Here is a 10,298-nt window from a genome sequence, read left to right on the forward strand (position 1 = left end):
GATTGATCACAATTTTAGCATGAAATATAGCAACAATGTAAAAGCAGTATCCCGAGTTAGTATAATAAAAATCTTTTAACTTATTTATTATGAAAACAAGGGATACTGCAGACTCAAAGTTATTTATTGGCATCGACGTACACAAGCGAAGTTGGAAAATTCATACAGCTACAGACCTGTTTGACGGTTCTACCCTGACAATTCCCCCTAATGCTTTTGCATTGCAGAAGTATGTGGATAAACATTTTAAGGGATATACTGTTTATTGTTGTTATGAATCGGGTTGTTGTGGTTTTAGCCATCATCGTTTATTTGAATCATTTGGATGGCATTCTGTGGTAGTTAATCCTGCAGATGTTCACAGACCCGCCAAGGCTCAATTTCAAAAGAGTGATAAGATTGATGCTCGATTATTATGTAGAGAGTTAAAAGATGGTCGTTTGCGAGGGATTCATGTTCCAGATATAGAACGAGAGCAATTACGATGTTTATTTCGTAGGCGTAATGATCTGGTAAAAGAGCTTCGTAAGATCAAAACGCAGATCAAGATGCAACTTTTGTATTTGGGAGTAGATATTCCCAAAGAGTTGGATCAGCCCCATTGGTCACATAAATTCAGGAGTTGGTTAAAGGAACTATTGTTTGATTATAAGACGATGGATTATTGTTTACAGACCCGATTAGAGTCTTTTGATTTTGTAGACAAACAACAACGAGGAGTTAGTGTTAAGTTACGTGGGTATTGTCGCAAACATTACAAGAAGGATTACTATTTGCTTAGATCTGTTCCAGGAGTAGGTCCAATTGTCGCGTGTGGTATTCTATGTGAGTTGGGCGATTTACGCAGGTTTAAGAACTTCAAACAGTTGGCTAGTTATGTTGGTTTGATTCCATGTGTTCATCAAAGTGGTGATAATTTGACTACTTCTGGTTTAACACCACGAGCTAACCGGATCATGCGGAGTCATTTGGTAGAGGCTAGTTGGGTTGCCTTACGATTTGATCCTGTTATGCAAGCGTATTATCGATCTCATCAGGGTAAGGATGTGAAACGTATATTAGTCAAAGTAGCTAGAAAACTATTGAGTCGTATTCATGCGATTATTAAAACAGAGACTCCATATGAGATAGGAGTGATAAATTGAAAAAACAAGAACTATAAGCCTAAAAACTCGACAATACTTTTGGCACAGAAAAGGACAACTAAACACGGTAGGTGAAACTTTATAATAGTTATCACATTTTATAGCAAGTTGCCTTGTTTGCCAATCATAATCATAGTGATGCTGGTGGATGATTTTATATCATACCACATATAGGATGCGGAGTTATAATGGGCTATCGTTGAAATATTGACAACTTTTATTGAAGTTGCCAACAATTCAACAATATAAAATCATTATTATGAGCTAATTAGAATATTAAAATATCGTATTTTTAACCTAGGACTTGGGAAAGGGCTTTACATAGGACACATTGTTGTGCGTAGTTTTTATTTCCGTTCAATTATTTCTCCGTTTAGTTTAAATCTTTTACAAGGCCATTGTACTCCAGCGTATTCATTTCCAAAAGCTTTATACTCATAATCCAAAACTTTCTGTCCTTGCATTAAATACAATAAAACAGTATCATCTGGAAGTAAAAACCAAACAGAACTATCTTTATCTTTATTTCTTATCTCAAAAAATATCGCTTGCTCTATGAACTTTCTATCGAATCTATAATTACAACCACAATTATTTTTTTGTGAAGTTTTAATAGCTTTTTGAATATCAAAACTTGGTTCAATATCAGCAGTTTTATACCAATCTAAACTTTTCACATAATTATCTTGCTTTTCCCAATCTTCAGGACTTTTATTTACTCCGTCAATATTGTATTCGTTTATTGTTTTGTTATTGAAGAAGTATATATCTAAAGTGCTTTGAGTATGATTTTTTAGGTAATCTGTAATGAACTGAATATTTTGAATTCTTTCTAATGGTTTGCGATAATTATGAATTATCGAATCTCTCGAATAAATAGATTTCCCTTGTTTTGAAGCCATAAATACCAAATCCACATTTGTTAACATTTCATCATTGTGAAGTTTGATTTTGAAGGTTTGTGGTTCATTCCAGATATATCTCCCTCGACCATATACTTCTCCAAAGTATTTTATTTCAAATTCATTTTCTAATTCCTTAATCTCTTTGTAATAAGTATATGCTGATAATTCATAAAGCTTAGTTATGTTATAGTCTATTATTTTGTTTGTTAGATATTTTTGAAGCTTATTTCCTTTTAGAGGCTTTGACCTTTTTTTTGAATCAAGAAATACATTCTCAATCTCAAAATTGTAGTTTTTTGTTCCAGTTAATGAATTTGTCCAAGGTATTTTGAAACCTCCAATCGATTTTCTTGAAGTGATTTCATTTACCAATAGATTATTTTCAAAAATTCTAATTTGGTATTCATCTCGATATCTTTGGTGCATTGTTATACAACAGCCATTGTTTAGATAGTCCAGATAGTATTTTTTATAGATATTTAAATCTTTAAGTTTTGGTTTAATAAACTTTTGCTGTTCATTATTCCAATCGACTTTTGAGCGTTTATACTTCTTAATTAATTCTAAAGGGTTATTTAATATTTTTAAAGTATCTATTTTCGAGTTTTTAAAAATGTCGTCTACTGACTGAACATTTGAAATTGCATTTAATAAGTCAGATACTTTACTATTGTTTTCAATTTTGATGCTGTCAGTCGAATATAAATATTCATCATTATCAAATCCAGATGCATAAAGGTTATGAATTAAATAAACTTCTTTTTCTATATTTTGAGAAATCCCTAATTGATAAGTTAAAAGGAAGAATATTATTAGTCTATTCATTGATTTGGTTTTAGTTTCTCAAATGTATTTTACTTTTCAGATTCAGAAAAGTCATATTGAGTGAACTATACTTTTGGTTGAGTAACGAGGTTTTCTCAAATTACGCACAACGGTTAGTATATGCGTAGTGCGACCGTTTAGGGAGTATTATCGCATATACATTGTTGTGCATAGTTTTAATTTCAATCTGTAATTCCTTGCATATAGAGATTAGCAATTGACATATTAATATCATCTGGTGTCCTTAACCAGCTTTCAGCACCATTTGTTAATAAAATGACTGTCACGGTATTGTCAGAATCAACTTTCCAGTAATGTCTTACTGACGAAATTCCTGCACCACCATGTCCAGTCATCCAAATATTATTTTTCAATTCGTAAGTTTCCCATCCTAAACCAAAAAAACCAGAGTTGCCATTATTTAAAGCTATTGGTTTCCAAATGGTGGATAATTCTTCTTTGCTTATGATTTTCTCATCTAAAACTGCTTGAACCCACTTTGTTAAATCTTCCATATTAATATTTAGCCCAGCTCCGGCATACATACTTGAGGAATAATCCAGAGGGAATACTTCTAATTGTCCATTAACAGTTCTGTAACTTGTTACTCTGTTTGGAATGGTCTTTTTAAAGCCACCATATTCAGCACTTACAAGATTGAATTTGTTAAAATAATTCTCTTGCATATAAAATTCAAAAGTCTGCCCTGAAAGCTTTTCAATAATCAGGCGAATGAGTAAAAAGCCAGTGGCATTATATCGAAAATCATCACCTGATTTGAATGCAAAAGGTTTGTCTTTTAATGCATTAATAACGAATTCATCACTTTCTGGATTTAGAAAAATTTGGTAATCTATTTGGTCGGGAACTCCAGAAGTATGAGATAATAACTGTTTTAATGTTAATTCTTGCCATGATTGTGGTAAATCGGTTCTTTCTGGGAGGAATTTTCCTATATTTTCATCAACACTCCTATTTTGCATTTTTAAAAGTTCATGTAAAGCGGTTGAGCTAAATAATTTAGAAATAGATGCTACAGCAAAAAGATTGTCATGTTTCATTGGAACTTTTAAGTCTAAATTTGCATATCCGAATGTATTTTTATGAACCATTTTATTGTTTAGAAGAATGGCGTAATTAAGTCCTATTATGTCAAGGCTATCCATCATTTGAGTAACATAGGTATCCGTTTGTTCATAAACTGATTTTTTGGTTTGCACTTTGAGGTTGTTTTTAGTTTGGTCTTTACAAGCTATAAAGGTTATGAACACAAATAGATAAAACAGTCTTTTCATAATGAGATAATTTAGTCTTTGTAATATGAATTGTTTGTAAATGGACATTGTTCTATGTTCTGATAATTCATGGTCCAGAGAACACTGGCAATTTTCCAATTATTTTCTACTTTTAGTATTGTCCAATATTCTTTTCCCCAATTTTGTATTTCATCTTTTTTTTCGAATGTGTATTCAAAACTAACCGTTGCGTGATTATTGTCTAAATTTATTATTAAGTTGTAGAAATTTTCTTTATAGTCCCCATCTTTTCTAATCCATTTATAGAAGTCCTTAAAAGAACCAGAAAAAATTGGTTTATAATTATCTTCAATTTCAAGATACTCCTTTGTTTTCCCTTCATAGACGGAAGCCCAGGTAATAGAGTCATGCAAGAACAAATCATAGAACTGTTGCTCTTTTGTCGAATCGACAAATGCAGTTTTGAATACTTCAATAACATCGTATAGTTTTTCAACATCTGATATCTTCTGGGCTTTGGTGGTTAAGCACATGAGAATCATAAACGTAATAGAAGCCAATTTATATTTCATTATTTATTGATTTTAATTATGCACAACGGTCTAGTATAAGAAAAGTAGGGCATTCATATGCGTTACTTTTCGGATTAAACTAAAGCCGAATTTTTAAATTTTGTTAATTATCTTATTCTTTTTAATTAAGCCAAATTTTAAATTTGGCGACTTGACAAACACGCACAGACCTTTCGATTAAGCACTATTCGCCCTATTTTTTTATACATTGTTAGCACACGTTATTTTATTCATTTTCGAGTTCTTCTATTCTTTTTCTCAATTCCTTATTTTCTGGAAGTAGGTCTAGGGATTTCTTGTAGGCGATAATTGCTTTATCTTTTTCACCCATTTTTTCATAGGCTTTCCCCAAACAATACCATGCATAGTTAGATAGCGGATAGTTCTCCGTATTGTATTTATAGTAAAATAGAGCTTTATCCCTATCAACATGTGAGTACATAAACTGATTCCCAAAAAAGTTCATCAAATCCTCTCGAGGTACAATTTTCCATCCTAATCTATCAGATAAGTGTTCAAATCGGATTTTAATTTTATTTGGGCTGTTATACATTTCATCATAGTTTATCATATACCCACGAAATAGATATTTTATACCATCTATAAAAGAGATTAGCGGCACGGAATGATGGTTCTCTAATTTGTAGCCATATTTTTTATAACTAAAATCAATATTTTCAGGATGATTTTGGTCAAACATTTGAATGAACTTCCATGTTTTGTTTTCCTTTTCTGGATAGACTACATTATTTACTCTATCTATTGTAGAAATAAAGATATCTTTATATACACTATTATAACTTGTATAGAATGTGTGCAAATTCTTTAGCGAGACTTCTTCGTCCCACCAAGCACTAAAGTCGATTGCTAAAAATGAATTAAACAATTCTGGTTTTGAAAATAATGCATGTAACACGGGTAATCCAGTAAAGGAATATCCCGTAAAAATTCGATGGCCATTTGGTCGATAATTCTCGTTGATATATGGGATAAGTTCTTTTTCTATAAATTCAATAAAATTGTTTGCACCACCACTTACTTCTAATCCTTTTTCTTCTTGTCCAGTATAACCTATTAATGAATTCGTTGGTGAAGAGTCTTTAACTCTGTCTTGACTTGAAATTCCTACTACAATCATTTCGGGAATCTGAGGGCTAGCATCACTACTCATTTGAGCTATTGCTCCCGTAAATGAATGAAAAAACTTCCTTCCATCAAGTAGATACATTACTGGATATCTAACGTAGTCATTATAATTATAGCTTTCTGGAAGATAAATGATAATCTCCCGATTTGCATCTAAAATTTTAGATTCTATAGTATGAATTTTTCCGATTACAAAGTTTTGTTGAGAATCATTTTGACTATACAGTAGTGTGCAAATGAAAGATGCAAAAAGTATTAAAATAAATTTCTTCATATTTGTTTTTAATGTGTGCTAACGTCTCGTATAAGAAACGTAGGGCAGGTAATAAGCAATACGTTTCGGATTGGTACTAAGCCAAATATAAATATTTTGCTTTTATCATTTTTAGTAAATACCAAATTTTATATTTGGTGACTTTACAAATAAACACAGACCATTTGGTTAAGCCCAAAAGCCCTATGTTTTCTTATACATTGTTACCTGCTGGCTTTTTTATTTTATTTCGAGAGACAATATTTATTCCGATTTTGGTTAAAATTAACAAAAAGGCTAATACCGCAGAGAACCAAGATGTATTATAAACACCAAAGTAAAAGTCCTCTATTGGGATTATTCCAGAAAATTGAGTTCCAAGAATTATGCAAACCAAGAATACTCGCACGAAAGTTTTAAATAAACTGGGTTTAGTTGTCATTTCATAAATTCCAATAATCAAAACAAATAAAAATAAACTGTCATAGGTAGTTCTATAGCTAATTAATTCCCATAGGTCTGGATTTTCAGTTTTCAATTTTTCCGTGGACCTTATATAATCAAAATGAGTCAATACAGATAAGCTTAATTGAATGAGAATTATAATTACTGAAAAAAGAGGTTTGTAGAATTTCATGAATATTTTTATTCTATTAGTTCTTTTACTTGTTTTTCTAAGTCAGCTATTCCGTTAAATTTTCTAAAATTCAAATCCTTTCCGATTGATTTTAATTCAGTGGATAAGTCTATTATTAATTCCAAAGGCTCTGCTTCAAATCCGAACATATTTTGATCAAATTGTGTTCCGATTAACAGTCCGTCATTTTCCATTCCGACACACCAGTTTTCCATAAATTCAGATAATGGAATTTCAGTCGGCTCATATTTTTTCCATCCGTCTTTCATACAAGACTTGGCCCTTGTTTTTTCTCCCCAAAAACAGATCATTCCGACAGGCTCTCCATTTTCGTCATCATAATGGACAGAACTTGAAGTTGCAAGTCCTTTTTTATTTTTCAGTCCGTAAACTATTTCTGTTTCGCATATAGTTTTTATGAACTTCTTATGTCGATTTTTAACAGTTATATGATTTTGATACATAGCTTTAGGCTTGCAGGTAACGTTTTGTATAAGATTAGTTACTTATTTTTTAGGTACCTAAAAATAACAAATATAAACTAGATATAGAATTTGCGAAGATTTTATTAAGTTGGAATTACACAAGTAATTAATTTTATACGATGTTACCTATTGGCTTTTTAAGAATTAGTTAATCTGTTAATTCTAACTGAACGCTTGAATAAAAAATATGCAATATTCAAATTCAGTAACCATGGTAACCATGAAGATAATTGATAAATAGGCATAAACGGAACTTCTGTCATCAGTGGAATCAGTAATAAAGTTCTTTGGGTAATGGCGGCAAAGGTTAGTCCATAACTTAAGAACATCCACTTTTTATGATTCAATACATCTCCACATCTTATTGTTTTGATAGCCATTGCGGTAGTGAAAAACCATACCATTGATAAAACAGAAAAACCAATTGCAGTTATCCAACCTCCCATGGAAAATTGAGCTATAATTAGCCCAGTTAAACTGCTAAAAAGTATACTCACACTATAAACATATCCTACGACCTTATGTGCATATTTATACCTGTTCCTTAATTTTTTGATAAACTGAATTGGACCAACACTAATAGATACTAGTCCCAAGAATATATGTATTCTAAAACTAAAAAGATACCACAAGTTATCTGCAATTTCTTTTCTTTCAAGTATTCCAGCATCATTTGACTGAAAGTAATTTGTTGACATAACTATCATACTGATAGCGCCAATACATAGAAATGTAGTAAAAACGTTTTTTTTCATACACCAAATGTAACAGGGTATTTAATGCTAGATTGAAATATGTTTTGAATGACAAAGAAATGATTTGAATGTCAAAAGCGTTATTGATTCTCTTGAAAAAATTGTTTGACAATGGGAATGTATTTTCTGGATACAGGAACTATTTCTGATTGATTTTCAAGTTTAAGCTTAAGACCTTGAGCATTACCTGAGATGCTTTCTACTTTTTTAAGGTTTACAAAGTAGGAACGATGACACCGTACCAATTTTTGAGCTTCTTTAAGTTGAGTTTCAAATGAAGAAAGTGAAACTCTGTAGGTAACTCTTTTTAAAGTATTATCAATTGAGACAAATACATCAATGTAGTTTCCAACGGCCATGGCATAGCTAAAATCATTTTCTTTTAAGCAGAAGGTTTTACTTTTTAAATCAGTCAAAATGTTATAAGTCCCATAACTTGGTTTTGTTACTCGTTCTTTTTGTGCATTCGAAAGATTGTTTGCAACGGCTATATTTAAATTAACTTTTTGCCTATAATCAAGAAGTGTTAAAAAGGCAAAAGGTATTCCTCCTAAAACAAAAGTTTTGTTAATAATCCACCAATAGTTAGACCAATTAAAAGATAAGTGATTTATGTAATTTGTATAAAATCCATTTAAGGTTGCAATTACAAATAAAGCAATTAAGTAAAGTATAATTTGATGTTTTACTTTCCAATGTATATCAGAAAATATTTTAGGAAATAGTAAAGGGAAAACATAAAGAAAAACTAGTAGAACAACAGTGGTAATGCATCCAAAGAAAAGTAATTGATAATTTTTGTTTTCGTTAGTGGATAAGTTTATGTCGAATGGCTCAAAAAATATCAAAAACAACCCTATAAATAACCCAAAAAGTATGGCTTTTGCAACACTCTTTAATTCTGGAATTGGGGCGGTATATTTTTGGTTAAATATTGATAACATTTGTTTTCTGAGCTTGTAGGTAACGTCTAGTATAAGGCAAGTAGAGCAGGAAAAAGAAAATGACCTTTCGACTTTGCACTAAGCCAAAACAAACGTTTTTACTTTTATATTTTCTTAAACGTCAAAACTTTGTTTTGGCGTGATTGCTTAAAAATACAAAACTTTCGGAAATCACAAACGCCCTATTTGCTTTATACATTGTTATGCTCTTTTTCTTTCCTCACTGTTATTATCAGTTTACTATTTTTCTGCTCGATTTGTACTTCATTTCCTTGTTCAAATCCTAGCTGTTCCAACCATTGTCCCTCAAGTCGAATTTCAGGTACAGTATAATTGTTCCCCCATCTGCGATAACGGAACTTACTGTATATCTTTAAAATCCTGAATTTGCTCAACTGTCAACTATTTATATGACAAATATAAGAATTCAAATTGAGTTGTCAAACTTTTGTATGACAAAATTGTCGTATAATTAATTGACATTTGTTCTGTGAATAAAGAGCAACTTAAAAAGAAAGTCGGTCAGCGTATTGTTGAGTTAAGAAGTCAGAAGGGTTGGAGTCAGTCTGATTTGGCTCGTGCTTGCAATAAGGATAGGCAAGCACTTGAAAAGTTGGAGAATGGAAAAGTCAATCCTACGATTTATTCACTTTTGGAAATTGCTAAGGCTTTAGAGGTTTCTTTAAAGAAGTTGGTTGATTTTTAATCATTGGCTTTTTTACCATAGTCATCTTTAGCTTTTCTTCTTTCTACATTTTCTCCTAATTCTATTTTAAGTTGTTTTATTACTCTATCAAGTTCTAAAGAATTACTTGTATGACGATTGTAAACCTCAAAATCATCTATTTCATAAAAAAATGGTTTGAATATCTTTATTGCAATATCTATAGCTAGAAATAAATCTATACTATAAAATTCACGATTCCCTTGAAATCTATAATCCGAGAGTTTGCTATGAAGCATTTTTTCAGCTATATGGCAGTCTGGTAGAATAATATGCCACTCAACAACAAATTCTCCTATTATTCCAGTAGGTTTAGATAACTGTTTTGCTCTTTTTTCAGGCATACTTTGTTCAGTTTTTCCAATTTTTAGAAGCCCGTTATATTCAGGGTTACTTAAAATATATACATATCCTTTCTTCATAAGTTTAATTGAGCATAACGAGTTTGTGTATGGTTAGTTGCGATTAGCAACTAAGATAGCAAAAGGGTACGAGTCTGAGGGAAATTCGGAGAATTTTCCGATTGGCACTTACCAAGCTCAAGCAATTAATTAGCAACAATGTAAAAGCAGTATCCCGAGTTAGTATAATAAAAATCTTTTAACTTATTTATTATGAAAACAAGGGATACTGCAGACTCAAAGTTATTTA

11 protein-coding genes are annotated in these 10,298 nt (G+C 31.2%); 2 read left to right on the forward strand and 9 right to left on the reverse strand.

The window, feature by feature from the left end:
• Positions 1–89: 89 nt before the first annotated feature.
• Positions 90–1,145 (forward strand): IS110 family RNA-guided transposase, encoded by a 1,056-nt coding sequence (locus tag DG508_RS13080; protein WP_108868572.1) that lies wholly within the window; start codon positions 90–92, stop codon positions 1,143–1,145.
• A 347-nt stretch (positions 1,146–1,492) separates the two neighbouring features.
• Here DG508_RS13080 and DG508_RS13085 read toward each other — a convergent pair whose 3' ends face one another.
• From DG508_RS13085 to DG508_RS21380, 8 genes are all read right to left on the reverse strand, one after another.
• Complete coding sequence (locus DG508_RS13085; RefSeq protein WP_108868573.1) at positions 1,493–2,875, reverse strand: hypothetical protein; 1,383 nt, start codon at positions 2,873–2,875, stop codon at positions 1,493–1,495.
• A gap of 182 nt (positions 2,876–3,057) precedes the next feature.
• On the reverse strand, positions 3,058–4,170 hold the full coding sequence (locus DG508_RS13090; protein WP_159090815.1) for a serine hydrolase domain-containing protein: 1,113 nt from the start codon (positions 4,168–4,170) through the stop codon (positions 3,058–3,060).
• A gap of 11 nt (positions 4,171–4,181) precedes the next feature.
• Positions 4,182–4,703 (reverse strand): hypothetical protein, encoded by a 522-nt coding sequence (locus tag DG508_RS13095; RefSeq protein WP_108868575.1) that lies wholly within the window; start codon positions 4,701–4,703, stop codon positions 4,182–4,184.
• A gap of 226 nt (positions 4,704–4,929) precedes the next feature.
• Positions 4,930–6,123 (reverse strand): alpha/beta hydrolase-fold protein, encoded by a 1,194-nt coding sequence (locus DG508_RS13100; protein WP_108868576.1) that lies wholly within the window; start codon positions 6,121–6,123, stop codon positions 4,930–4,932.
• Positions 6,124–6,747: 624 nt separating this feature from the next.
• Positions 6,748–7,203: a DUF2750 domain-containing protein gene (locus tag DG508_RS13110; protein WP_108868578.1), complete on the reverse strand. Its 456-nt coding sequence runs from the start codon at positions 7,201–7,203 to the stop codon at positions 6,748–6,750.
• A gap of 158 nt (positions 7,204–7,361) precedes the next feature.
• Complete coding sequence (locus DG508_RS13115; RefSeq protein WP_159090816.1) at positions 7,362–7,922, reverse strand: DUF2306 domain-containing protein; 561 nt, start codon at positions 7,920–7,922, stop codon at positions 7,362–7,364.
• A gap of 137 nt (positions 7,923–8,059) precedes the next feature.
• The gene (locus tag DG508_RS13120) at positions 8,060–8,923 is read right to left on the reverse strand and encodes a LytR/AlgR family response regulator transcription factor (RefSeq protein ID WP_108868580.1); all 864 of its coding nucleotides are present in this window, start codon (positions 8,921–8,923) and stop codon (positions 8,060–8,062) included.
• Positions 8,924–9,114: 191 nt separating this feature from the next.
• Complete coding sequence (locus tag DG508_RS21380; protein ID WP_108868581.1) at positions 9,115–9,318, reverse strand: SymE family type I addiction module toxin; 204 nt, start codon at positions 9,316–9,318, stop codon at positions 9,115–9,117.
• Between the two features lie 95 nt (positions 9,319–9,413).
• Between DG508_RS21380 and DG508_RS13130 the strand changes: the two genes are divergently transcribed.
• Positions 9,414–9,629: a helix-turn-helix domain-containing protein gene (locus tag DG508_RS13130; RefSeq protein ID WP_108868582.1), complete on the forward strand. Its 216-nt coding sequence runs from the start codon at positions 9,414–9,416 to the stop codon at positions 9,627–9,629.
• On the opposite strand, the gene DG508_RS13135 is transcribed toward DG508_RS13130, so the two are convergent.
• Positions 9,626–10,069 (reverse strand): GIY-YIG nuclease family protein, encoded by a 444-nt coding sequence (locus DG508_RS13135; RefSeq protein WP_108868583.1) that lies wholly within the window; start codon positions 10,067–10,069, stop codon positions 9,626–9,628. The genes DG508_RS13130 and DG508_RS13135 overlap by 4 nt on opposite strands.
• Positions 10,070–10,298: the final 229 nt, after the last annotated feature.

The organism is Aquimarina aquimarini, assembly GCF_900299535.1.
GTDB classification, from domain to species: Bacteria; Bacteroidota; Bacteroidia; order Flavobacteriales; family Flavobacteriaceae; genus Aquimarina; species Aquimarina aquimarini.